Source organism: Exiguobacterium sp. UBA5002 (assembly GCF_002396765.1).
Taxonomy (GTDB): Bacteria; Bacillota; Bacilli; order Exiguobacteriales; family Exiguobacteriaceae; genus Exiguobacterium_A.
This window is the reverse complement of sequence record NZ_DGYQ01000040.1, coordinates 74,067-96,844: the sequence shown is the minus strand read 5'-3', so window position 1 is coordinate 96,844 and position 22,778 is coordinate 74,067. Positions and strand designations below refer to the sequence as shown.

General features: G+C 46.3%; 23 protein-coding genes. 15 read left to right on the top strand and 8 right to left on the bottom strand.

The genetic code is table 11. The annotated features are described in order from the left end of the window. Positions 1–73: 73 nt before the first annotated feature. Positions 74–559, bottom strand: a complete 486-nt coding sequence (locus tag B4C70_RS12900; protein WP_035411904.1) for a cupin domain-containing protein — start codon at positions 557–559, stop codon at positions 74–76. A gap of 156 nt (positions 560–715) precedes the next feature. On the opposite strand from B4C70_RS12900, the gene B4C70_RS12895 reads away from it, so the two are divergent. From B4C70_RS12895 to B4C70_RS12885, 3 genes are all read left to right on the top strand, one after another. After that, positions 716–997: a putative quinol monooxygenase gene (locus tag B4C70_RS12895; protein ID WP_035411908.1), complete on the top strand. Its 282-nt coding sequence runs from the start codon at positions 716–718 to the stop codon at positions 995–997. Between the two features lie 231 nt (positions 998–1,228). After that, positions 1,229–2,632 (top strand): YfcC family protein, encoded by a 1,404-nt coding sequence (locus B4C70_RS12890; RefSeq protein WP_290780032.1) that lies wholly within the window; start codon positions 1,229–1,231, stop codon positions 2,630–2,632. Between the two features lie 99 nt (positions 2,633–2,731). After that, positions 2,732–3,553 carry a DUF1028 domain-containing protein gene (locus tag B4C70_RS12885; protein WP_133208431.1) on the top strand — a complete coding sequence of 274 codons (822 nt, stop codon included), beginning with the start codon at positions 2,732–2,734 and terminating at the stop codon, positions 3,551–3,553. A 41-nt stretch (positions 3,554–3,594) separates the two neighbouring features. Here B4C70_RS12885 and B4C70_RS12880 read toward each other — a convergent pair whose 3' ends face one another. Next, positions 3,595–5,232 carry a glycosyl hydrolase family 28-related protein gene (locus tag B4C70_RS12880; RefSeq protein WP_290780027.1) on the bottom strand — a complete coding sequence of 546 codons (1,638 nt, stop codon included), beginning with the start codon at positions 5,230–5,232 and terminating at the stop codon, positions 3,595–3,597. Positions 5,233–5,374: 142 nt separating this feature from the next. On the opposite strand from B4C70_RS12880, the gene B4C70_RS12875 reads away from it, so the two are divergent. The 4 genes from B4C70_RS12875 (at position 5,375) to B4C70_RS12860 (ending at position 8,870) form a co-directional block, all read left to right on the top strand. Then, a complete protein-coding gene (locus tag B4C70_RS12875; RefSeq protein ID WP_290780024.1) occupies positions 5,375–6,148 on the top strand; it encodes a hypothetical protein in 774 nt (257 codons plus the stop codon). 43 nt (positions 6,149–6,191) lie between these two features. Then, a complete protein-coding gene (locus B4C70_RS12870) occupies positions 6,192–6,704 on the top strand; it encodes a hypothetical protein (protein ID WP_290719614.1) in 513 nt (170 codons plus the stop codon). Positions 6,705–6,958: 254 nt separating this feature from the next. Continuing rightward, positions 6,959–7,942: a YhdH/YhfP family quinone oxidoreductase gene (locus B4C70_RS12865; RefSeq protein ID WP_290780021.1), complete on the top strand. Its 984-nt coding sequence runs from the start codon at positions 6,959–6,961 to the stop codon at positions 7,940–7,942. A 67-nt stretch (positions 7,943–8,009) separates the two neighbouring features. Continuing rightward, complete coding sequence (locus B4C70_RS12860) at positions 8,010–8,870, top strand: hypothetical protein (protein ID WP_290719620.1); 861 nt, start codon at positions 8,010–8,012, stop codon at positions 8,868–8,870. Positions 8,871–8,976: 106 nt separating this feature from the next. Here the strand turns inward: B4C70_RS12860 and B4C70_RS12855 are convergent, their stop codons facing one another. The 3 genes from B4C70_RS12855 to B4C70_RS12845 form a co-directional block, all read right to left on the bottom strand. Next, on the bottom strand, positions 8,977–10,473 hold the full coding sequence (locus tag B4C70_RS12855) for a M4 family metallopeptidase (RefSeq protein WP_290780018.1): 1,497 nt from the start codon (positions 10,471–10,473) through the stop codon (positions 8,977–8,979). 173 nt (positions 10,474–10,646) lie between these two features. After that, the gene (locus B4C70_RS12850) at positions 10,647–11,078 is read right to left on the bottom strand and encodes a GyrI-like domain-containing protein (protein WP_050677192.1); all 432 of its coding nucleotides are present in this window, start codon (positions 11,076–11,078) and stop codon (positions 10,647–10,649) included. A gap of 18 nt (positions 11,079–11,096) precedes the next feature. Beyond that, positions 11,097–12,584: an HD domain-containing phosphohydrolase gene (locus B4C70_RS12845; protein ID WP_290780013.1), complete on the bottom strand. Its 1,488-nt coding sequence runs from the start codon at positions 12,582–12,584 to the stop codon at positions 11,097–11,099. A gap of 254 nt (positions 12,585–12,838) precedes the next feature. Here B4C70_RS12845 and B4C70_RS12840 point away from each other — a divergent pair, with 254 nt between their 5' ends. From B4C70_RS12840 to B4C70_RS12820, 5 genes are all read left to right on the top strand, one after another. Continuing rightward, positions 12,839–15,226 carry an immune inhibitor A domain-containing protein gene (locus tag B4C70_RS12840; RefSeq protein ID WP_290780010.1) on the top strand — a complete coding sequence of 796 codons (2,388 nt, stop codon included), beginning with the start codon at positions 12,839–12,841 and terminating at the stop codon, positions 15,224–15,226. A 274-nt stretch (positions 15,227–15,500) separates the two neighbouring features. Further along, positions 15,501–15,701 (top strand): cold-shock protein, encoded by a 201-nt coding sequence (locus tag B4C70_RS12835; RefSeq protein WP_023469752.1) that lies wholly within the window; start codon positions 15,501–15,503, stop codon positions 15,699–15,701. A gap of 119 nt (positions 15,702–15,820) precedes the next feature. Then, positions 15,821–16,786, top strand: a complete 966-nt coding sequence (locus B4C70_RS12830) for a ring-cleaving dioxygenase (protein WP_290780007.1) — start codon at positions 15,821–15,823, stop codon at positions 16,784–16,786. A gap of 78 nt (positions 16,787–16,864) precedes the next feature. Continuing rightward, positions 16,865–17,164, top strand: a complete 300-nt coding sequence (locus tag B4C70_RS12825; protein ID WP_050677188.1) for a DUF3817 domain-containing protein — start codon at positions 16,865–16,867, stop codon at positions 17,162–17,164. A gap of 104 nt (positions 17,165–17,268) precedes the next feature. Next, a complete protein-coding gene (locus tag B4C70_RS12820; RefSeq protein WP_290780004.1) occupies positions 17,269–18,501 on the top strand; it encodes a DEAD/DEAH box helicase in 1,233 nt (410 codons plus the stop codon). Positions 18,502–18,567: 66 nt separating this feature from the next. On the opposite strand, the gene B4C70_RS12815 is transcribed toward B4C70_RS12820, so the two are convergent. The 3 genes from B4C70_RS12815 to B4C70_RS12805 form a co-directional block, all read right to left on the bottom strand. After that, positions 18,568–18,981 (bottom strand): DUF2231 domain-containing protein, encoded by a 414-nt coding sequence (locus B4C70_RS12815; RefSeq protein ID WP_023469748.1) that lies wholly within the window; start codon positions 18,979–18,981, stop codon positions 18,568–18,570. A 79-nt stretch (positions 18,982–19,060) separates the two neighbouring features. Beyond that, positions 19,061–20,230 carry a sensor histidine kinase gene (locus B4C70_RS12810; RefSeq protein ID WP_290780001.1) on the bottom strand — a complete coding sequence of 390 codons (1,170 nt, stop codon included), beginning with the start codon at positions 20,228–20,230 and terminating at the stop codon, positions 19,061–19,063. Next, on the bottom strand, positions 20,223–20,900 hold the full coding sequence (locus B4C70_RS12805) for a response regulator transcription factor (RefSeq protein ID WP_058704367.1): 678 nt from the start codon (positions 20,898–20,900) through the stop codon (positions 20,223–20,225). The genes B4C70_RS12810 and B4C70_RS12805 overlap by 8 nt, the downstream gene beginning before the upstream one ends. Before the next feature lie 101 nt (positions 20,901–21,001). On the opposite strand from B4C70_RS12805, the gene B4C70_RS12800 reads away from it, so the two are divergent. From B4C70_RS12800 to B4C70_RS12790, 3 genes are read left to right on the top strand one after another with little or no spacing between them, the layout of a single operon-like run. Next, complete coding sequence (locus tag B4C70_RS12800) at positions 21,002–21,310, top strand: hypothetical protein (RefSeq protein ID WP_058704368.1); 309 nt, start codon at positions 21,002–21,004, stop codon at positions 21,308–21,310. A gap of 11 nt (positions 21,311–21,321) precedes the next feature. Next, positions 21,322–22,212 carry an FAD:protein FMN transferase gene (locus tag B4C70_RS12795; RefSeq protein WP_290779995.1) on the top strand — a complete coding sequence of 297 codons (891 nt, stop codon included), beginning with the start codon at positions 21,322–21,324 and terminating at the stop codon, positions 22,210–22,212. Further along, entirely contained in the window at positions 22,200–22,778 is a 579-nt protein-coding gene (locus B4C70_RS12790; protein WP_290779992.1) for a hypothetical protein, read from the top strand. Before B4C70_RS12795 ends, B4C70_RS12790 begins: the two co-directional genes overlap by 13 nt.

Below are 22,778 nucleotides of genomic sequence, written 5' to 3'. Positions count from 1 at the left end.
TAAGTAGAGAGACAATAGTAGGGTTTACCACGCGAACTCTGAACAAAAACGTCTTCTTCAAGAGAAAGAGACGTCACCAATGCTCAAATAAGGGACCATGATCGCCGAGGACGGGATCTTTTTTGGGACGCATTACCTGGCGGATACGCTGAAGGTTTTCCGGGCGTTCACTTGTTTGCCCGGTCAACGTATCGTAGTCTTGACCATTCGGATAGGCACCGATCACACGGAAGTGTCGACTTGTATCAAGCGCTTTGTGTCCTGTGCCTGCAGGAAGTAAGAGAACGTCTCCACTCGTCAAGGTGAAGGTCTTACCGAGTGGACCACCGAGTTGGACAGTCGCATGTCCTTCGAGGATACCAATCACTTCATGGGCGATGCTATGATAATGATGAAAATCAAAAATGCCATCTACCCAGCTATTGCGCCAGTCATGTGAATGGAAAGTCTGTTCGATGCGTGACGGTTCTTCAAATGCATGCCGATAAATCAACACCGGAAAATTAGGGTTATTCGGAATATGTCCGTCATCCTCAAAGTAAAATACCTCAACACGCATCTTCGTTGCTCCCTTCTCTGATGTGGTACAAAGTAATAATTCCCTCTATAAATACCCGTAATTAAATATCATCAATCGTCCGAGCATCTTTATGGCGTAACGAATCGGGAGGTGCTACGATGCTTAAGTTAACGAAATTACAAAGGAGGCTTTCCGATGATCGCCATCGAAGCAAAGTTAGAAGTACAACCCGCAAAACGAGAAGAATTTTTAGCAGCAACTAAAACATTAGTAGAAGGATCGCGTGCTGAAGCTGGAAACATCAGCTACGATCTGTTCCAAAGTACAGAAGACGAAAATGTCTTCATGATGATTGAAAAATGGGAAGACCAAGCTGCGATCGAAGCTCATAACACAAGTGCTCATTTCGGACAATTCGTTGCATTTGCTCAAACAGCTCTTGCTAAACCATTGGATGTTCAATCATTCCAAGCATAATCATAAGAGATTGACGTAACACATAAGGAAGGTATTCGGGGTTCATGGCCTAGAATACCTTCCTTTTTTGTTTCATGCGACACGGTTGATCAAAGCCTCTACTTTTAACGAAACTTTAAGTTAGCAGTATTCCACTTTTCTTTTACAATCATATGACATTTCATTGAAACTGTTAGTTTTTCCCTGATTAGGGCATTATTCTTATAAAGACACGAAAAGGAGGCCTTTATCATGAATGATCGAACAGATGCCACACAGTCGAAGCAATCATTCTTCAAGATGCCTCATACATATGCCATCATCATGGCGATTCTCATTATTTCAGTCATCTTGACGTACACGCTTCCAGCAGGACAATTCGACCGTGAAAAACAGGATGGTCAGACCGTCGTTATCGATGGTACCTATCGCGCGGTGGAGTCTGCACCCGTCAATTTCTTTGGTTTATTCGAAGCGATCCCGAAAGGAATGGAAGCAGGCGCTGCGATCATCTTTTACATTTTCTTAGTCGGTGGTGTCTTTGGCATCATTCGTCAAACGGGTGCCATTGAAGCGGGAATCAATCAATTGATTCGTCGGTTTGGTCAAAAGGGACACATCATGATTCCGATGACGATGTTCGTCTTTTCGATTGCCGGAGCAACAATCGGGATGGCAGAGGAAACAATTATCTTTGTACCGATTGGTATCATGCTCGCGCGTGCACTCGGTTATGACGCGATGACAGGAGCTGCAATCGTTAGTTTAGGAGCGGCGGTTGGTTTTGCTGGCGGGATGCTGAATCCGTTTACGGTAGGTGTTGCTCAATCGATCGCGGAAGTTCCACTCTTTAGCGGTTTTGGTTATCGAACCGCCGTTTATATCGTTTTCTTAGTCGTAACGATTCTTTATGTCATGACTTACGCACGGAAAGTCAAACAGGATCCAACGCGTAGCCTCGTTTATGATCTCGAACAACGTCGTGCGGAAGAAGCAGCAACGACGATTTCACGCTTTTCGAAACGTCATGCTTTTGTTTTACTGATTTTGATCGGTGGAATCACGCTCAACGTCATCGGAATTTTCGAGTGGGGCTGGTATTTGACGGAACTGACAGCCTCGTTCTTGATCATTGGACTGATTGCTGGGATCATCACACTCGGTGTGAACGGTACTTTTGAGAGTCTGATTGACGGGGCGAAAGCCGTGACGTTCGGTGCATTGATCGTTGGCTTTGCCCGTGCCATTGTCGTCATTCTTGAAGAAGGTCGTGTCATTGACACGGTCATTTACGGCTTATCGAATGCCGTAGGACATTTACCAACGTTCTTCGCTGTCATCGGAATGTACATCGTACAACTGATCACGAATTTCTTCATTCCATCGGGGAGCGGGCAAGCCGCGACAACGATGCCAATCATGGCACCTTTATCTGACTTACTCGGTATCGAGCGTCAAGTAGCTGTTTTAGCATTTCAATACGGAGATGGATTGACGAACATGATTTTTCCGACAAGTGCGCATTTGATGGCGTTTCTTGCGATCGCAGGCATTCCGTATGAGCAATGGTTACGTTTCGTCTGGAAACTCTTCGCGATTTGGATTGCTTTAGCATGTGCCGCCTTATTACTTGCTGTGACGCTAGGTATTCAATGAAGTCGACCTTTCGGACATCTGTCCGGAAGGTTTTTCTGTTGCAGGAATCGGGAAGCGTTATCACGAACGGGTAGAGAAGTGACTAAAGGGGGAACTGAAGTGACATATTCAATCGTTGGTTATTGCGAGAAAGAACAAGCATGGGGTGTTGCTGTCCAATCGAAATTTTTAGCTGTTGGGAGTGCTGTTCCGTTTGCGAAAGCGGGAGTAGGTGCTGTAGCGACACAATCATTTGCAAACACGACGTATGGCCCTGAAGGATTACGAATGATCGAACAAGGTGCTTCAGCGGACGAAGTGTTGCGTCGATTGACGGAAGCAGATGAAGGACGAGCGGATCGTCAAGTGGGAATCATTGATGCGAATGGCAAGAGTGCGACATTCACGGGAGAGGGATGTAACGACTGGGCAGGCGGTATTGCCGGGAAACACTTTGCAGCGCAAGGGAATATTCTTGTAGACGGTAACACGGTAAAAGAGATGGCACGTGTCTTTGAATCAACACAAGGTCCGCTCGCAGAACGTTTGTTGCGTGCGTTAGCAGCTGGTCAAGCAGCAGGCGGGGATTCACGCGGAATGCAATCAGCGGCACTCCTCGTCGTCAAGGAGGGTGGCGGATACGGTGGATTCAACGACCGATATATTGATTTACGCGTTGACGATCATCCGAGTCCGATTGAAGAGCTCGAACGCATCTATCAACTGCATACACTTTATTTGCAACCGAGTAAGCCGGAAGAAATCAAGCCAATCGATGATGCCTTAGAGTCAGAGTTGATGGATAAATTATTAGCGCTCGGCTACCGGGGTGATTTCGAAGACGCGTTCCGGACGTATCTGCATACGGAAAACTTCGAGATGCGCGAACAAGCGGATCGTTCGATTGATACACGTGTTCTCGCGTATATTCGAGCACAATGAAAAAATGACAGGATGGACCGCGGTCCATCCTGTCATTTTTTTCATACTTGTGTCGACTGGGCGCGAATCGGTACTTTGAATCCGGTCGCGATGAACCGTTCCATTTCCGGTTCCGATTTAGCGTTTAAGCCAACTGTTCCGTCTCCTTTTAATGCCACGTTCGTCAGCTTGACACGCGTGATGTCTGGACCGATCGTAATTCCGTGTTTAGCGGAATCCTCAATGCGGATATCACGAAGGCGCACGTCCTCAGCCCCGTTTTCTCCACCAAAGATTTGAATATCCGTTTTCGCTTGACGGAATCCGCTCATCTTCAACTGACTGAGCGTGACGTTTCGTGCCTTATATTGAATTCCGATCATCGGTTGTTCTTGATAGTCATAATATGGATCACCGAGCACCGTAAAATCATGTATGACGACATTACGATAAGCGGAAACGACGAGCGCACGCGGTTTTGAATTCGCATAGAGTTCTGTATATTTAGGAGTCTGAGCAATCAAACGCGTTGCGATGATATTATAAGCCGTCTGAGACGTCGGATCAGTCGCTTGATGGTGACCGATGTGTCGGAAGTTAAAGGCGCGATGATCATCAATCGATAGGTGCCCGACGATTTTGACGGTCGAGGCAGCAGAAGAGGTTGCATGTGCCTTAATCTCAAGTCCACCGAAACAACGACTTGTTGCGTTGTTGAACAACCAAACGTCGCGTGATCCATCATCGATTTCAATACCATTTGAATTCGAGAAACCTTCTGCATGAGCACGTCCACTTGGGTCATGCATGAAACAGTTCGAGATGAAGAGATGATCACTATGATGCGTCGTAATCCCGTCATCGCCGAATCCAGAACCGATCAATCCATCGAACCAGATGAATGAACTACTTAAATTTGCTCGAGCTCCATCTCCGTTGTAATTGTAATATGGTGTCGATATATCAAAACAGTGAAGTCCCGGGTTGACGGCCTCAACATCAAAGACCCAACCATAGGTGACATGCGCATACGTAAGACAACTGGAGTGGTTGCCCCATGTGCTACTTTTTTTCGCGTCACCGATGCGTTTAATGTTCCAATCAAGCGTCATTTTCTCGACGAGTAGATGATGATTACCGAGAAGATAATTTTGATTCGTCACGAGACGTCGTCCTTTTGGTGCCTCATCGTGCATCTTTAAAATTGTCTTCCCTTTTCCGGCTCCTGTTAAAATCGTATAACTAGGCAAACGAATCCCTCGAACGATATACGTACCGGCTGGGACATGGACTTGTCGATGTCCATCACCGAGTGCGTCGATGAACGCTTGTGTATCATCCGTCTGTCCATCACCGACTGCGCCAAAAGCAGTGACATCGACAGTTTCGACATCGCTGATCAAACGTTCGAACTCATGATTGAGACGACCGAACCAACTTGGTCGAATCTCATCGCGTGGTGTCACGAAAGCGGGTGTCAGCGGTAGAATATGTTTATCACGGTTCGTCAAAAATAATGGCGAGATCATCGAACGAAGCGTTCGACTGAGGTTAGGATTGCGTCGTGGTGCGACGAATGGACTATCGTGTAGCAGTTGTTCCGCTTGTCGAACTGCTTGTTCGTTGGTTGACGTTTCAACGTATTCCTGAATCAACGCCGCATTTTGATACGGATCATGCGTGTGATCGAGTTTTAACATGAAATGGTTCCCCTCTCTGAATAGGTCTGTTTACCTTTTCCCCTCTCCTTACACAATCATTCCTCGTTTCAATACATCCATAAAAATACACAAAAATTTTTAAAATGGATTATAATGGATGTCAAAAGAGGAGGATCTTCTGATGTCACTTCGCAAACGACTCGTAATTGGTATCGGCCTGATTTTGATAATCTTAGGGATCGGTAAGCCACTGACGGAAGCGGCTGTTCAAGCATTGAAGCCAAAAGCTGTTCAGACGTCGGGATTCAAAACGAATGGATCGTGTAAACCGAATTGCAAGAAAAAAGGCGAATTGTTAAACATTCGATTTCTTTCGTGGTTACCTAAAAAGAAAATGAAGAATGATGAAGATTTACGTGTTTGGGACACGAATGAAAAGCCGAAGAAGCAGAAAGGCCTCAAACCGAAAAAGAAAAAGAATAAGATATTCACTATAGGGGTTGAAAATGCTGAGCGCGGTACGAACGAAAAAGGGGGATCGTCCTCATCGATCTTACTGATGAGCTTGCTTGTTTTACCTCTAGTCATCATAAGCTATATCGTTTGGCGAAAACGTCGAAAGACCAAGAAGCAGGACGAGGAATCGATCAGAGCCGACATCCCGTTACAGCCCTTAGCCAACGACTTTGTTTTAACTGAGAATCCGGTCGAGCTACCAGATGTCTGGATTCGCAAACAGCTTATCCAGTTCAATCAGATTCTCCCGGTCCGTTTACAGCGACATGATACAGAAACACTTCAGGAATGGTGCCTGCGGATCGGATTCAAACCGTCACATATCCTAATAAAAGCCTACCTCTTAGAACGCTACACAGAACGAACTGCTACGATATCGGAGATGGACAAGCCAACGATTCAGGGAGAATTTGGTGCCTTTGTCCATCAGTTTGATTGAAACCTTTTGAAAGGAATGACGTAAATGGAACAGGAAAGGGGAGATGATGATGTACCTAGCAGATGCCGTGAAATTAAAGAGTATTTTGAGGAAACAACTCGATCAGCTAATCGAAGAAATGGAGCGCGTCGCGTTCATTGATTTAGAAAAGGGAGAAGCACTCCCGACGCAACAAGGACGAACGATAACTGACGTAGAAGCCGCAATGGACATTGTGCGTTACGACATGCGGGTCTTAGATCGTCTCGTTTATGCAGCAAATTTAAACACCGTGATCGCGACGGATGAAGGAGACATGCCGCTCGTCGAAGCGATCGAGTGGGCTACCCAATTGCGGGCGAAGGCACAAAATTACCAGATGCTTGCGAGTCGACCGAAACGTGAGTTCCAATACGGATTCGAAGGGACGACGGTCATTCGCCATGCCTTGTTTGATCCTGATACTTATCGCCTAAAGGCGGAGGAAGTGGAGCGACAAGCGCACAAAGTATCAAATGCGATTAATGCCGCGAACTACCAGACGACGATCGATTTTGATGGTGGACGTTATATGTAACTCCTTGGCGTGGTGAGACTCCACGTCAAGGGGAGGGGACGGACCTCAATTTTCCTCTGTGGAGAAGAAATGGCGACGGCAAACCGATGACCACGAACCATTGACAGATTGACCTGTTACCTTTGACCACCTATGGAACCCTGATGCTTTTTCCGTCCCCGCTCCCTGCCGTTTCTTTGAGAAACGGCAGGGATTTTTAGTGTGTCGATGGAAACAACAGGGTATAGAGAAGCACAAGCGAAAGGAGAGAGATCATGGAACACACTTTTTCAGCATTCGTCGTTCGAGAAGTCGATGGATCATACGAGGGGAATATCGAGACAAAGCACGTCGATGATTTACCAGAAGGAGACGTCCTGATTCGTGTCACGCACTCATGCGTCAATTATAAGGATGCTTTATCGATGTCGGGTAATCGTGGGGTGACGAAATCCTATCCGCATACCCCGGGCGTTGACGCAGCAGGATTCATCGAACAAACGACTGATGAACGATTTCACATCGGTCAAGCCGTCGTCGTCAATGGCTTTGATTTCGGGATGAACACTTCAGGCGGATTTCAAGAATACATACGTGTACCAGCCGATTGGGTGACGCTACTTCCAGAATCCATTCGTCCATTAGAAGCGATGCAATATGGAACGGCCGGATTGACGGCAGCACAATCGGTTGATGAATTGTCACGAATCGTCTCGAAGGATGCAGGACCGATCCTCGTGACGGGAGCGACGGGTGGTGTTGGTACGATCGCGATTTCTTTACTGATTCGATTAGGATACACGGTTCATGCCGTGACCGGAAAACGAGTAGAACAAGAACGATTGCTCAAAAAGGGAGTGGCTGAGGTACTAGACCGCACGACATTCCTAGAAGAAACCGATCGTCCTCTAAAAAAAGGGCTTTATGCCGGTGTTATTGATACGGTAGGAGGACCATTGCTCGCGTCCGTCATTCGCTTCGTGCAATATGGTGGTGTCGTCACGACGTGTGGTAACGTCGGTGGGGCAGAGATGACATTGACAGTCTATCCCTTCATCTTACGCGGTGTCCGCTTGATTGGAATCGATGCGGTGCAAACACCAATCGCCTATCGCGAAGAGCTATGGCAACGTTTAGCGAGTGACTGGCAGGTCGATCTTGCGTCAGAAGTCGCTATCAAAACACTAAACGATTTACCTGAAATTACAGAAGCCTTGCTGACTTCACGTCATCGTGGTCGAACTGTCATCGAAATTTAAATATTTCGAGTAAACATTGGTGGTATAGTGGGGAAAAACTGTGTCGACTTTTCAGGAGGAACCATACATGAGTGAACACCAACAAGAACGACAGTCTCGACAAGAACGACGGAAACAGAAACGCAATCGCCGGGGGATTGCGTTTGGCGGTATTTTAGCAACGCTATTCATCGTAGGTGGCTGGTTGTATATGTTGACGAATAACGATGCCTCTCAAGCAACATCGACGCTTGAGAAGCCGAAAACGACGGATCAAGCAACGAAAAACGAAAAGTCGAAGAAAGAGACAGCCTCGACAAAGGATCCAAAAGAAGCGAAAAAAGAGAAGAAGAAATCAAAGAAAAAGGCGGCAGAGTATGCGCAAGCAGCTTGGGTGACACGTCCGTTCGCGAACGTCTATCGCGATGCAAGCCGAAGTAGTGTCATCTATAAAGCAGATTTAGGTGATGTCTATGAGGTATTGGATGCAAAAGACGGAATGGTCCACTTGAAACTCAACGATAGTATCGAAGGGTATTTGCCTGAGACCGATGTCCGATTAGAAGCACCAAAAGGAACATCAGATAAAGCAGTCCTTACGGCACTCTCACAAGCAGTTGCCAACCAACCGATTGATAAGCCGGAGCAGTATCTCGGAAAACCAATTGCTGACTTCGAAGCAAAATATGGTGTTGTTGGTAATACGCAACAGGACGCGGTCAATACCTATTACTTCTCGAACGCCGGATACCTGCTCGTCGTCTCGGACGGAATCATTGAAGCGATCGACTGGACGAATGCCTCAACGAACGCCTTGTCGACACTGGGTGAACCCGTCGTCGATACGAGCTATGGTACGTGGTACGAGGGAGAATCCTTACAACTAAAAGTGTTCCCGGATAACGGAAAGATGCGTTTACGTCTTGCGCGTGATCCTGGACAAGAATGAATGAACGGCGGATTTGCTTCAAGCGAATTCGTCTTTTTTTGCGCAAAAAACCTCCCGAGTCCGACACTCGGGAGGAAATATGAAAATCCTTTGGGAGGAGATTTTCTTAGTAGACGCCTACTGCATCAAATGATTTCGCTGCAGCTGTTGCTTCTGCACTTGTTGAACCGTAAAGGTCTTTCGCCGATTGAACGACTGCTGCACGGAGTGAGCTGAAGTTCGAGTTCGGAGTCAAGTACACGTTGAGAGCACGGTAGTAGATCGCACCGAGTTTCGGTACACCGATTCCTGTGACAGATACGTTGTAGAACGTTCCACCGTTACCGAGGAGGTAAGCGGCTTTGTTGATGATACCAGAGTTGATGTGGACACCACCGTTATCTTGTGTACCTGTGTAACGTTTAGAGTAGTGATCTGGATCACCGTAAGCAGCTGGGTTCGACATCGAACGGAGTGCGTCACCATTGACTCCAGGTGTGTAGATGTCTTCTCCTACGAGCCAGTCGAAGTTCGATCCGACTGTATACTCAGCTACTGTACCCATGATATCTGAGACGGCTTCGTTGATCGCACCAGATTCGTTTTGGTACACGAGACCAGCTGTGTATTCTGTGACAGCGTGTGTCAATTCGTGAGCGACGACGTCAAGTGCGCCTGAAAGTGCGACGAATGTCGTGCCATCTCCGTCACCATAGACCATCTTCGTGCCATCCCAGAATGCGTTGTTGTAGTTCGTTGAATAGTGGACCGTTGAGTTCAAGCGTGCACCAGCGTTGTCGTAACTGTTACGACCATATGTGTTTTTATAGAAGTCATATGTTTTTGCAGCGTTGACGTGTGCACTGACAGCAGCGCGGTCATATGTCGCGTTGAAGACGTTATCTGCATCTGCCCAGAGTGTTCCCGGGAGTGATGTCCGGTTTTTCGCGTCGTATGTGTAGACACCTTTTCCACGCGTCGTATCTTGAAGATAGTATTTCCCAGCACTCAACGTCGTGTTGAACGTTGCGCTTGTGCCAAGTACTGTCGTACCTGTTGCGTGAGCGAGTTGGTCGAACTTGTTAAGTACTTTACCTGAGTTTGCATCGATGAAGTATGTCCAACGTGATGGCTCTTTGCCTGCGAGGACCGTCGATGTAACTTTGTATGCATAGACAGCATCATCTTTTACTGGATAGATGACGAGTTCTGCTTTTGGAGCGACTTCGAATTTAGAAGCCTTGATTGCTTTTTGATAAAGTTTGATGGCTTTCTTTTCAGAGAGCGTTGCTTTTTTCGCGAGACCTGGTTTTCCTTTGACGTTGATTGCATCGTTTACGACTGCTTTCAAAGTACCGTCTTTCGCGACGTTCCCGACGACGACACTACCAAAGACAGGGACGCCATCCACTTCTTGTTGGAGACGTACGATCTGTGAAGATCCGTCTTTTTCGACGTTCTGAACAGCAAAGTCACCTTTTTTGTTCACGAAATCTTTAACGATCGTTGCAGCTGGTTCTGACGAAGCTTTCGTGAGCTTACCAGACTGAAGACCTTCTGCACCTACTACCGTAGGAACAACAAGTACACTTGCGACAAGCGATGTAGCGAGAAACTTTTTCAAAATAAATCGCCTCCTTGTTTGGGTTGAGTCTAACTATGCCAAAGAATTAGAGAAGCGAGAATAAGTCATTCGAATTAAATAGAATTTTCTGAATATAGTCCGTAGTACCTGGACTGAATTATTAAGTGTAAAAGATATTTCAAGACAAAAAAAGAACCATTCAAGAGAATGGTTCAGCGAATACGTTGGTAGAGATGATGGACGTCATCTCGTGTCTCATCAATCTTAAAGTCATGTGGATCAAGCTCGATTCCTTGTTTTGAAGCGAAGCGTTGAATTTTCTCGAATGATTTCCAAATTTCGATATCCGGTCCTTCGTGCTTCCAAAAGACATAACGCGCAGCAGGAATCCGATGCCCTTTCATACCTTTAGGAATCTGTTCAAGCGACGAGACGGGATACCCGACACATTGCGAATATTTGGTTCCGTTTCGTTCGAGCGAGATATCGAGCGGATAGCTGTCCAGCTTTGCAGGGATCTCATGCGAACGTCTTGAAAATTCACGCCAGAGTTCCGGCATCAATGTATGCAACTCGTTCTCTTCACACGTCAGTCCAAGTCCAACAAAATAAAATTCATGGCGTTCAACGATTTTTGGATGCATCAGAAACTCCCTTCCTTCTTATGACACGTCCTCGACGGGCGAACGCTTCAAATCTAGAAATAGACGCGTAAAGGTGGCGTCCCATTGTATACCCATACCTTCTTCTAAAATCGACAAGGCTTTTTCTGCGGACATTCCCTTACGATAAGGACGGTCGGATGTCATCGCATCATAGGCGTCAGCAATCGCCATGATTCGACCGAAGAGTGGAATGTCCTCTCCTACGAGACCTTCCGGATACCCCTTTCCGTCATAGCGTTCGTGATGGTACTTTACCCCAGGAAGAATCGGTTGTAACGTCTTTGGTAACTGAACTTGCGATAGAATGTGCACACCGATGACTGGATGTTGCTGAATGACCTGAAATTCTTCGTCTGTGAGACGTCCTTCTTTCAATAACACATCGTCTCGAATCCCAATTTTTCCGATGTCATGTAACAGCGCGGATTTACGTAACAGTTCGATTTGTTCGTTCGGTAGATTGGCAGCGGTAGCAATTTCGACTGAATAGGCAGCGACACGAACGGAATGACCGGCTGTGTAAGGATCACGGGCATCTAGTGTCGCAGCGAACAAGGTAAACAAACTATCGAGTAACTGTTCGTTTTCCGCATCACGCTTTTTGATACCTTCCATCATCAAGTTAAAACCAGAAACGAGGTGGGAGAACTCGTCCGAATACGGATTTGGTAACGAGACGAGTCGATTGCTTTCGACATCTTGAATCCCTTGTTGCAGGGTAGCGATTGGTTTACGGATGTTTTCATAGAGAAGAAGACTACAAAACGTCGCAACGGATAAGATGACGATTAAAATGAGTGTCGCCCAACTCCAGTAAGAGCGAAGGCTCTCATTTTCCGTTAACTGGACAGCTGAGGCGAGAACGAACAGCATGACGGGAAAAACACCGATGATCAGTGTACTGATGAGCATTTTTTGCTTTAGTGTGACGACCGTCGTTTTTTTAGGGAAATCAAATCCGTGTTTAAACGCATAGTTTTCTAAAGTGAGTAGCATACGTTCGGTAACACGATAGGTAAGAAAAAACTCAATCAGCGCATGCAGAATGGCGACGAGGACCGCACCAAAACAAGCAAGACCAATTAAATAGTACGGCATCTGTAACCACCCTTGAGAGATCGCCAGGGCTGTCAGAAGTGAAGCGGGAACGGAAAGACCTAAAAAGTGTGGTCCCATGATGCGCTGGACAGTCAGTACCGGAAAACGATGCGTCGTTTGATAGGCTTCTTGAAACGAGACGAGAGAAGGAATATCGTTTTCGAAAAAGCGACGTAAGGAAGCGACATGTCGGGAGTAGAGCGTGTATTCCAGTGAAAACATCAGGCTGACGGACGCAGCCATGATACCGATTAAAATCAATTGTTCTATTCCAGTGAAGGTAAGCGTCTCGAAAATAAATAGGCAACCGACGCCAAAGACAGCGACGAATGAACCAATCAGGTAGTTTCTAAGTAAATGACGTTCAAAATGTCGTAAAGCGCTCATTGGATCCTTTTTATGGTAATCAGAGTGCCTTCAGCGTACCGTTTTCTAAAATGAGAGAAGCGTATTTTTTTGAAAAAGAGGTGAAAGAATCTTTTGAAAATCTTTTGAAAATAATCCCCAAAAATAGGTATGGTTACAAAGCACTAATTGTTTTAAAAGCAATTGATTAACGAAATAAAATAATCTATGATTTGAATATTCAGAAAAGTATAGTAATCAGATGCTTTTCACTACTACATAGGGGGTCAATTCACGTGGGAAAAAAGAAACAGCTTAGTCTAGCCGTTCTATCTGGAATTACGGCAGCTGCGTTTGCTGTTGGTCCGGTCTTACCTGGTGGGCAGGTAACGTCCGTACAAGCAGCAGAAAAAGTAGCACCTGGTGCACCGATGGATTTGAACACGGTCGATCAGGATCGATTAGCAAAAGTGCTTGAAAAACGTGGGGTCATTTCAAAAGCAGCTTCAGCCGCGACGAAGCAACAAGCCGTTCAAAAGTATCTTGATAAAAAGGCGAATGGGAAACCGGCAGCCGATCATGATCATCATGAATCAAGTAAAGAAGCCGCATTCGATAAGAAAACAAAAGATTTCTTATCGAAACAGAAAGATCAATTGGCTAAACAATTAAAGAAAAAGCATGACAACTATAAAAAAGGCAATCCGAATGGCTTCGTCAAAGTTGATAAAGCGAAACAGGCTGCCTATAACGGAGCAACACGGACGGATAAAGTCCTCGTTCTTCTCGTCGAATATAGCGACTTCAAGCATAATAACGTCGTGCAGGAGCCTGGATATATGTATTCGAATGACTTCAACCAAAAACATTATCAAGACTTAATGTTTGGTGATAAGGAATTCAAACTCTTCAATGGAGAAAAAGTAAAGACATTCAAACAATATTACGAAGAGCAATCAGGTGGAAGTTATTCCGTTGACGGGAAGGTTTCGAACTGGCTAACGGTTCCAGGAACTGCTAAGGATTACGGTTCAGATGATCCAAAAGGCGGGAATGATAATCTACCGGGAGCAAAAGGACCACGTGGTCTCGTCAAAGATTCGTTAGCTGCAGCTGTTAAAGCTGGCATCAACTTAGCAGATTACGATAAGTTTGACCAGTACGATATGGATGGAGACGGCAACTTGAATGAGCCAGACGGTCTCGTCGATCACTTGATGATCATTCACGCGGGTACTGGACAAGAAGCGGGTGGCGGTAAGCTCGGTGACGACGCGATCTGGTCACACCGCTGGACACTTGGTAGCGTATATCCTGTAGCGGATACGACGGCAAGCGTCAATTACTGGGGCGGAAAAATGGCTGCATATGATTACACGGTTCAACCAGAAGATGGTGCAGTCGGCGTCTTCGCGCACGAATTTGGTCATGATCTTGGACTTCCTGATGAGTACGATACACAGTACACAGGTCAAGGTGAACCGGTCGCTTCATGGTCGATCATGAGTGGTGGTAGCTGGAATGGTAAAGTTGCTGGAACAGAACCAACAAGTTTCTCGCCACAAAACAAAGAGTTCTTCCAAAACGTGATGGGTGGAAACTGGGCGAACATCCAACAGATTGATTTTGATTCACTCACTAAGGCAGGGACGGCATCGTACCTCGACCAAAGCGTAACGAAATCAAAAAATCCAGGAATCATCAAGGTTAACCTACCGAAAAAACCGGTAAAAGGTATCGCGCCGGCGTTCGGTCAAAAATATTACTACAGTACAAAAGGAAATGATTTGAAAACGTCGATGACATCACCAGAATTCGATTTGACGAATGCAAAAGAAGCGAAATTCGACTTCAAGACACTGTATGACGTTGAATACAACTATGACTTCTTGACTGTCACGGCAACTGCCGGTGGTCAATCAAAAATCATCGACAAAATCGGTGATGAAGATACAGATGGCGATCAGCGCGCTGATTCAACAAAAGGTGCATGGGTTGATAAATCGTATGATCTGAGCGAATTTGCTGGTAAAAAAGTCACGTTGAAGTTCGAATATGTCGGTGATGCGGGTCTCGCACTCGACGGATTCGCACTTGATAACGCGAAGTTGACAGTCGACGGAAAAGTCGTCTTCGAAGATGATGCAGAAGGCACTCCGAAATTCACATTGAATGGTTTCATCGCTTCAAATGGTTTCTCTTATGCTGATAACGCATACTACCTCGAATGGCGTAACTATGCAGGCTCGGATAAAGCACTCGAGCATGCACGTGGCGTCAAGTACAACACAGGTCTTGTCGTCTGGTACGGTGACTCGAGCTTTGACAATAACTGGGTTGGCGTACACCCAGGTGAAGGATTCCTCGGAGTCGTTGACTCGCACCCTGAAGCAATCGTTGGAACACTTAACGGTAAGCCGGTCACGACAGGAAGCACACGTTACCAGATCGCAGATGCTGCGTTCAGCTACGATAAAGCACCTGCATGGCTCATCGATTCGCCATCACGTGGAACATACGACTACAAAGGTCTCCCAGGTGTGACGAAGTTTGATGATTCAAAATCTTACATCAACCAGTTGATTCCGGACGCAGGAAAATTGCTTCCGAACAACGGGCTGAAGATTCAAGTCATCGGTGAAGCAAAAGATAACTCTGCTGGAGCAGTCTGGATCCACCGTTAAAAACAGAAGAACAGGTTCAGTTTCAGCTGAACCTGTTTTTTGTTTGAGTTACGTAGAAGAAGTGGAATCAATTGGAAAAACATTGGTCTGGCAACTTGACTTTTAAAGCGCATCCATTTTATACTTACGTTAGCTTAATATTGTTATTGTCATTACGGATTCACATCGTGTCACGAACAATCTTTTCGTTGCTCCATGTATTTCGGGACAATAATGAATTCCTTTCATATGCTCAGCATATGTATTAAGTAATTTATTTTTGGAGGTTGTTCCCATGAACACAGGTAAAGTAAAATGGTTTAACGCAGAAAAAGGTTTCGGTTTCATCGAAGTTGAAGGCGGAGAAGACGTATTCGTACATTTCTCAGCAATCACTGGTGAAGGCTTCAAAACACTTGACGAAGGTCAAGAAGTTGAGTTCGAAATCACTGAAGGCGCACGTGGAGCACAAGCTGCTAACGTCGTAAAACTTTAATTTCAACTATTCAATCGTCCCTTTTCGGAGGGGCGGTTTTTTATTAGACTAATATCTTGAATTCAAGGTAAATATGAGATATACTCCAATTACCAAATCATTGACAAGGAGTGAGGAAGATGGAATTACTCGGAATTCATCATGTATCAATCTTAACAGGCATGGCAGAGCGAAATTATCAATTTTATACGAAAATACTCGGAATGCGTTTGATTAAAAAGACAGTAAATCAAGATGACACGACATCGTATCATTTGTTTTATGGAGATGCGGAAGGGAATCCTGGAACAGATTTGACGTTTTTCGATATTCCACATCTTGGAACGGGTGTATCAGGAGCATCGAGTATTTCTTCGACATCGCTTCGTGTCAAAACAACGGCTGCACTTCATTTTTGGAAACAACGTTTTGAAGCGAAAGGTGTGGATCACGATGAAATTGTCGAGCGAGCAGGGCGCCAAACACTAGCCTTTCGTGATCAGGAAGGAACACGCTTGATTCTCGTCGCGGAAGATGGCGAAGTAGGTGTCGCAGGCGGTGTCCCATGGCCGCAAGAAGAGATTCCTTCTGAACATGCCATCGTTGGACTTGGAGCCGTGACATTGACGGTCAACGATCCGACGTTGACGATTCGTGTTCTGACGGAAGTCATGGGATTCCGAAAAGTAGGTTCTTATCCATCTTTAGCAGGTGACTTTGCACCGATTGAAGTCTATGCAACTGGAGAAGGTGGTATCGGAGCAGAGGTTCATATTGAGGCACGTCCAGATCTCGACCGAGAACGTCTCGGTCGTGGTGGTGTGCATCACGTCGCGTTCCGAGTGCCGAACAGTGATGAATATGAAAAGTGGGTCGAACGCTTGAATTCTTATCACTTACCGAACTCCGGTAAAGTCGATCGTCACTATTTCCAAGCTCTTTACTTCCGGGAACCGAACCATATCTTGTTTGAGCTTTCAACAGACACACCAGGGTTCGCGACGGATGAGTCCGTTGAAACATTAGGAGAGACGCTTGCGTTACCACCGTTTCTTGAACCAAAGCGAGCTGCCATCGAAGCACGGTTACGTCCACTTGAAATCTGACAATCCTGTGACACAGGTCACAGAAGGATCGTCCATCCCGTATACTAAGAACAGGAATCAAGAAAAAGGAGTGACGGGATGTTAAGAACTACGCTTGGGCAGTTCCGAATGATTGCGATACTAGAAGGAATCTCGTTTTTAGTCTTACTGTTGATTGCGATGCCGTTGAAGTATATGGCGGATATTCCGCAAGCTGTTTCGGTCGTTGGCGCACTTCATGGTGTCTTGTTCGTCATGTATGCACTCTGGCTCGCGGTCGTGAAATTCAAATACGATTGGTCGATTATCAAGGCTGGGATTGCGTTCATTGCATCATTCATCCCGTTTGGTACATTCGTGCTCGACTGGAAGCTAAAACAGGAAGCAACAAACGCGTAAATTGTGTATACTGAATAGAGCACGGCTGTGGATAACTGTTTTTGTCTATGCGAAGCAGGTTATCCACAGCTTTTTTCTGTGGATAATTTTTAGGAGGATATATCATGTCAACATTTGAAACATTACACATCAGCGATCTGTGGATAAAAAAATTACAAAAACAAGGCATCAAGGAGCCAACACCCATTCAAGAACAAGCGATTCCGTCATTACTCGACGGACGTGACTTGATTGGGCAGGCGCAAACGGGAACAGGAAAGACGTTAGCGTTTCTCTTACCAATCCTTGAGCAAATCGATGTCGAATCACAAACGGTTCAAGCATTGATTGTTGCACCAACACGTGAACTTGCGCGTCAAATTGCCGATGAGACGCATAAACTGATTCGGAATACGGAACAGTATCGTGCACTTGCTGTATATGGCGGACAAGACGTCTTTAAACAGATTCAACGTCTCGGTCGGATGCCACAAATCATCATTGGGACACCAGGACGAATTCTTGACCACGTCGGTCGCGGTACACTTGATTTAAGTGAATTACGGACGCTTGTCTTGGATGAGGCGGACCAAATGCTGCAAATCGGTTTCTTGCCAGAAATTGAAGACATCATCGAAGCAGCACCGGTTGATCGTCAATTCGTCATGTTATCTGCAACGATGCCACCGAAAGTAGAGGAACTGGCGAAAACGTATTTGCGTAATCCAGTCGAAGTACAGGTGGAAGCGGAAAGCATTACTGTTGAAGCGATCGAACAGTTCGTCGTCGAGACGACGGATCGCCGCAAACAAGCGACACTGCGGACGATGCTTGACGAGATGCGTCCATACGCAGCAATCATTTTCTGCCGTACACAACGTCGCGTTAGTAAATTGAACGAAGAAATGCAGATGCAAGGGTATCCGACGGATGAATTGCACGGTGGACTAACGCAAGGGAAACGGGAAAAAGCGATGGCGAAGTTCTATCAAGGAAAAACACAATTCCTGATCGCAACAGATGTTGCTTCGCGTGGACTCGATGTGACAGGTGTGACACACGTCTTTAACTATGATTTACCGGACGATGCGGAAAGCTACGTTCACCGAATCGGTCGGACGGGACGTGCTGGGAACGACGGTATTGCCGTTTCCATCGTGACACCGAAAGATGGTCGGACGTTCCGTGATATGGAACGGGAATTGAACATCTCGGTCACGCCGATCGTCGTCGAATTGTCTGAAGAGGCGATTCGCGCACAGCACGATCAAAGTAAAGGATCACGGAAGACGACAGAAGGACGCGGAAACACGCGTCGTTCGAATAACCGTCGCTCGGGACGTGCACATCGTAAATAAATCGAAACAACATACAAGAGCCGGTCTACTTCTCTCATCAAAAGAGAAAATAGACCGGCTCTTGTATTATTTGGCATAGACCATTTGACCACCGAGATGACCAGTATAAGCAAGTAGTCCGCTACCGACGATGGCAACAACGAAACTGAGTAATAAAAACATTTTTTTGTTCGAGCGGTAACCCAACAAAAGAAATAACAGTGAGACACCAAAGGCAACAAGACTGAACAACGCGAAATGCTCATGATTTTCGATGGCAGCATGGGTAACGCTGCTTAAGTTCGCTTCCGCATACTCCTCTGCCCCGTCTCCAGACAAATAGGCAGCAACTCCAGAAATCAGACCGACGACTAACGTAAAAAGGGCAAACAGTTTGAATTGTGTCCACTTCAGACTGATGAGTAATAGGATCGTCGCAAATAATAAAAGTGCAATCGGTGCATGGACAAGAAGTGGATGAAGCGGTACGTTCCCCAACATATCAAAAACCTCCTTGGATAAGTATGGTAAAGCATAATTTCACTTTACCCTGCTTATCTGACAGTTAACTGACATCGTTTTAAAGAGTGGGGAAATGAATGATGAACCGTGTGCCCTCACCTAATGTTGAATCAATGGAAATCGTTCCACCATGTTGCTCCGCAATGGATTGAGCGATTGATAACCCAAGACCAGTTCCTGTTCCGTGACGCGAATGGTCCCCCCGGTAAAAACGCTCGAATATTTTAGTTTGTTGACTGGAAGCGATACCGATTCCACGGTCCTGTATCATCAACTGGCGTTCTGTAGTAGTTTCTTCGAGGGAGACATCAATGACGTCATCACTGTAGACGAGAGCATTCTCAAGAAAGACCGTCAATAAGCGGTTCAATTGATGGGCATCCCCTTTCATGCGTAAGTTAGGCGCAATCGAAGCATGGATGACACGATCCGAGTAGGCATGCTGAAAACGTTCGACAGTCTTTTGGACGAGTGAACTAAGATCAACTTCCTGTTTCGGTGAAGGTTGTCCTTCTCGCGCAAGTAATAATAAATCAGAGACTAAATACTGCATGCCTGCCGTTTCTGCTTTAATGTCCTCTAGAATCGTACGTCCTTCATTCGAAAGTGATTCCGCTTCTAGCAATTCAATTCCGCTATAGACGATTGTCAGAGGTGTCCGTAGTTCATGTGAAGCATCGGACGTAAAACGACGTTGGCGATCGAATGCTTGTTGCACCGGAATGACGGCTCGACCAGCAAGGATGTATCCGACTAGCGTCAGGACAATCGTTGCGAGCACCGCGATCCCCGCCAGAACGGCAATCAATCGCTGTAAGGTGTCTTCGGTCGGAGAGATGTCCTTCATCAGTAGTAGTCGTCCTTCTTCGGTACTCCGTTGATACAGCAAGAAGTGTCGATCATCCCATTCCACTTGTTTCGTCGTATCATTCGAACTTAAAAAACGGCGTAGTGTTTTCATCTCGACGCCAGGCGGCAGACTTGCATAGCGTTCGTTTCCTGAACCGTCGAGTAACTGGAAGTAGATCGGATTTCGAATGAATTGGTCTTCCCCATGCTCGATCCGTTCGAAGATATCTCGATCAGATACGCCCTTCAATTGATTCAATTCCATCCGATTCAGCAATTGGGCGTTTGTGACATACACTCCGATCAGGATGAGGACTAGTACAAGAAAAAACGAACCACTGAATAACAAGGTTAGTCGTTTTCGAATCGATTCAAGCATGCGGATCACCTAAACGATAACCGAATCCGCGAACTGTCCGAATCAAATTAGGAGCTCCGACCGCATCTAATTTTTTCCGAACGAGTCGGACGAGTGCATCGAGCGCGTTATCCGTAATATCCGCTCCGATCCCCCATACGACTTCGATGATCAATTCACGACTCATCACCTGTTCAGGTCGTCTTAAGAGCAAAGAAAGGAATTCAAATTCACGTCGTGTTAAATCGATTGGATGTCGCTCGTAGGAAATCGTTTGTGAGGACAGATCGAGGACTAGTCCATTGAAAGAGACCGTTGACACGAATGCCTTTTGTTGACGACGACTGAGCGCGCGCAGTCGTGCCAGTAATTCATTCGATTGAAACGGTTTAACGAGATAGTCATCGGCTCCACTATCGAGACCATGAACGAGATCGATTTCCGTATCACGAGCAGTCAGCATCAAGATGCCGCCTTCGAACTGTTCTTGGCGTAAGGTAGCGGCGACTTCGATTCCGCTCTTACGAGGCATCATCCAATCGAGAACGAGTAAGTCATAGCGATACGTCTGACATTGGAGGAGTGCTTCCACTCCATCCTGCGCAACATCTACCTGATATCCTGCCCGCTCTAAATGGAGGCGTAACATCTTCGCAAGACGCTGATCATCTTCTGCTACCAAAACGCGCATGCACATCGCTCCTCTTTTTTTCTCATTATCCCATAGTTGCCGTCAGTTAGTTGTCAGTTTTTTTCGATACAGTAAACGTAACAAGAAGGGAGAGGAAACAGATGAAACCCAAACCATTTGCGAAATGGCTCGTCGGGCTTAGTAGTTCCGTCTTCATCGGACTCGCCATTGGTCAGTTGAGTGTCAGTTCGAACGATTCCTCGACGACACCTGTTTCGACAGGCGATACGTATTCGAACGATACGACATTACCATCTCAAGGGAATCAATATAGCGATGATGAAGGCGAATACGAAGGGGATGATGGATATTACGAAGAAGACGATGATGATCAATGGCAAGGTGATGAATCGTCTGGCTTCAGTCAACCCGGCGGATCGAGTGACGGTCAGTCTAGCCATTCGAGGTAAGGAGGAGGAAGATGGAGCGACAATTGTATGCGATGCATAATCAGGTGCGGTTCGTAACGGATCAGCTGATCGATGAAGCAGAATGGGAGGAACTTGTCCGATTCTTTCATTATGTGGATCGGCAGTGGTCACGCTTTGATGAGCAAAGCGAAGTCAGTCGATTGAATCGCTTACGGATTGGCGACACGTTATCGGTGTCCTTACCGTTAGCCCGCTTGCTTGCCCGCGCCACACGATATTTCGAGCAGACCGAACGTTATTTTTCCCCATTCCTGCTGGCGCAACAACAAGCCAATGGCTATCGCCAATCATTTCCATTCACACAAGCTGTCGCTTATGAAGAGGTTGCTCCACCAGAGATCGCCCCGTTCATCATTGAAGGATGTGACGTGACTCGAGTCGGAGGCGGTTTTATCGACCTAGGTGGAATCGGAAAAGGAGCTGCCGCGATGATTGCAGCGCAACGACTACGAAAAAGCTGGAATCGTGGATTGATTGAAGCGGGAGGCGACGTCATCGTCTGGTCCGATGAGGAACCATGGAATATCACGATCACGCATCCCGAGACCGAACAACGCGTCGCTGATGTGCAGTTGCGACAAGGCGCGGTCGCGACATCGAACCGCGTCTACCGATCGTGGAAGACGGACGGACAGACGCATCATCATTTATTAGATGGACGAACAGGACGTCCGACGAAAAGTCCGATTCTTCAAGTGACCGCATCTGCGCCACAACTCTATGAAGCGGAAGTCATGACGAAACTTGCCTTTCAGATGACAGAGACAGAACGTCAAGAAAAGCTGTTTCGTTGGTTTCCAAAAGGACGATTATTGATTTTGGATACTGCTGGGGAATGGCGAAGTGAACAGAAAGGAGTGAGTGAGACATGGACTGGATGAAATGGTTGTTCTCAACATGGACGATGATCCGGTTGAGTGGATTAAGTGGGCACTTCTTCATGACGATTTCAGTCTTAGCGGGATTGCTCGGTTCCTACCCGGCACTCAAAAAACAAAAAGCACGACTGCATCACGTGCATTTATATAGTGGCTGGGCAGGTTTGCTCGCAATCGTCCTTCATGCAACGCTCATCATCGTCGATTCATACGCACCACTGACGATCTTTGAAGTCCTGATTCCGGGCCAAGCTTCTTATGAACCACTCTGGAATGCGCTAGGAACGATCAGTCTCTACTTATTCGGCTTCGTTCTCGTGACATCAGATTTCTTAAAGGAGACGTTAGGCAAGACGCTTTGGAAATTGACGCACTGGCTTGTCTTACCTGCTTGGCTATTAATGACGGCACATGGTCTTTTCATCGGTACGGATATCGGAACCCTGTTCACGACGATTTGGTACGCTATCTCATCACTGACGATGTTTACGCTCGTCCTTTATCGGATGCGGATTCGTCCTGTGCAACGAAATCAAACTTCAGCAAAAGAGCGCTCAGTCGTACGCTGA

What these genes read in the sequence shown, in the direction of transcription:
- B4C70_RS12805 (WP_058704367.1), bottom strand. Translation starts at nt 20,900, where the DNA reads ATGCGCGTTTTGGTAGCAGAAGATGATCAGCGTCTTGCGAAGATGTTA.
- B4C70_RS12860 (WP_290719620.1), top strand. Translation starts at nt 8,010, where the DNA reads ATGAGTGAACACCAACAAGAACGACAGTCTCGACAAGAACGACGGAAA.
- B4C70_RS12825 (WP_050677188.1), top strand. Translation starts at nt 16,865, where the DNA reads ATGTTAAGAACTACGCTTGGGCAGTTCCGAATGATTGCGATACTAGAA.
- B4C70_RS12870 (WP_290719614.1), top strand. Translation starts at nt 6,192, where the DNA reads ATGATGATGTACCTAGCAGATGCCGTGAAATTAAAGAGTATTTTGAGG.
- B4C70_RS12800 (WP_058704368.1), top strand. Translation starts at nt 21,002, where the DNA reads ATGAAACCCAAACCATTTGCGAAATGGCTCGTCGGGCTTAGTAGTTCC.
- B4C70_RS12850 (WP_050677192.1), bottom strand. Translation starts at nt 11,078, where the DNA reads ATGCATCCAAAAATCGTTGAACGCCATGAATTTTATTTTGTTGGACTT.
- B4C70_RS12875 (WP_290780024.1), top strand. Translation starts at nt 5,375, where the DNA reads ATGTCACTTCGCAAACGACTCGTAATTGGTATCGGCCTGATTTTGATA.
- B4C70_RS12895 (WP_035411908.1), top strand. Translation starts at nt 716, where the DNA reads ATGATCGCCATCGAAGCAAAGTTAGAAGTACAACCCGCAAAACGAGAA.
- B4C70_RS12790 (WP_290779992.1), top strand. Translation starts at nt 22,200, where the DNA reads ATGGACTGGATGAAATGGTTGTTCTCAACATGGACGATGATCCGGTTG.
- B4C70_RS12890 (WP_290780032.1), top strand. Translation starts at nt 1,229, where the DNA reads ATGAATGATCGAACAGATGCCACACAGTCGAAGCAATCATTCTTCAAG.
- B4C70_RS12820 (WP_290780004.1), top strand. Translation starts at nt 17,269, where the DNA reads ATGTCAACATTTGAAACATTACACATCAGCGATCTGTGGATAAAAAAA.
- B4C70_RS12880 (WP_290780027.1), bottom strand. Translation starts at nt 5,232, where the DNA reads ATGTTAAAACTCGATCACACGCATGATCCGTATCAAAATGCGGCGTTG.
- B4C70_RS12815 (WP_023469748.1), bottom strand. Translation starts at nt 18,981, where the DNA reads ATGTTGGGGAACGTACCGCTTCATCCACTTCTTGTCCATGCACCGATT.
- B4C70_RS12865 (WP_290780021.1), top strand. Translation starts at nt 6,959, where the DNA reads ATGGAACACACTTTTTCAGCATTCGTCGTTCGAGAAGTCGATGGATCA.
- B4C70_RS12795 (WP_290779995.1), top strand. Translation starts at nt 21,322, where the DNA reads ATGGAGCGACAATTGTATGCGATGCATAATCAGGTGCGGTTCGTAACG.
- B4C70_RS12830 (WP_290780007.1), top strand. Translation starts at nt 15,821, where the DNA reads ATGGAATTACTCGGAATTCATCATGTATCAATCTTAACAGGCATGGCA.
- B4C70_RS12900 (WP_035411904.1), bottom strand. Translation starts at nt 559, where the DNA reads ATGCGTGTTGAGGTATTTTACTTTGAGGATGACGGACATATTCCGAAT.
- B4C70_RS12845 (WP_290780013.1), bottom strand. Translation starts at nt 12,584, where the DNA reads ATGAGCGCTTTACGACATTTTGAACGTCATTTACTTAGAAACTACCTG.
- B4C70_RS12810 (WP_290780001.1), bottom strand. Translation starts at nt 20,230, where the DNA reads ATGCTTGAATCGATTCGAAAACGACTAACCTTGTTATTCAGTGGTTCG.
- B4C70_RS12835 (WP_023469752.1), top strand. Translation starts at nt 15,501, where the DNA reads ATGAACACAGGTAAAGTAAAATGGTTTAACGCAGAAAAAGGTTTCGGT.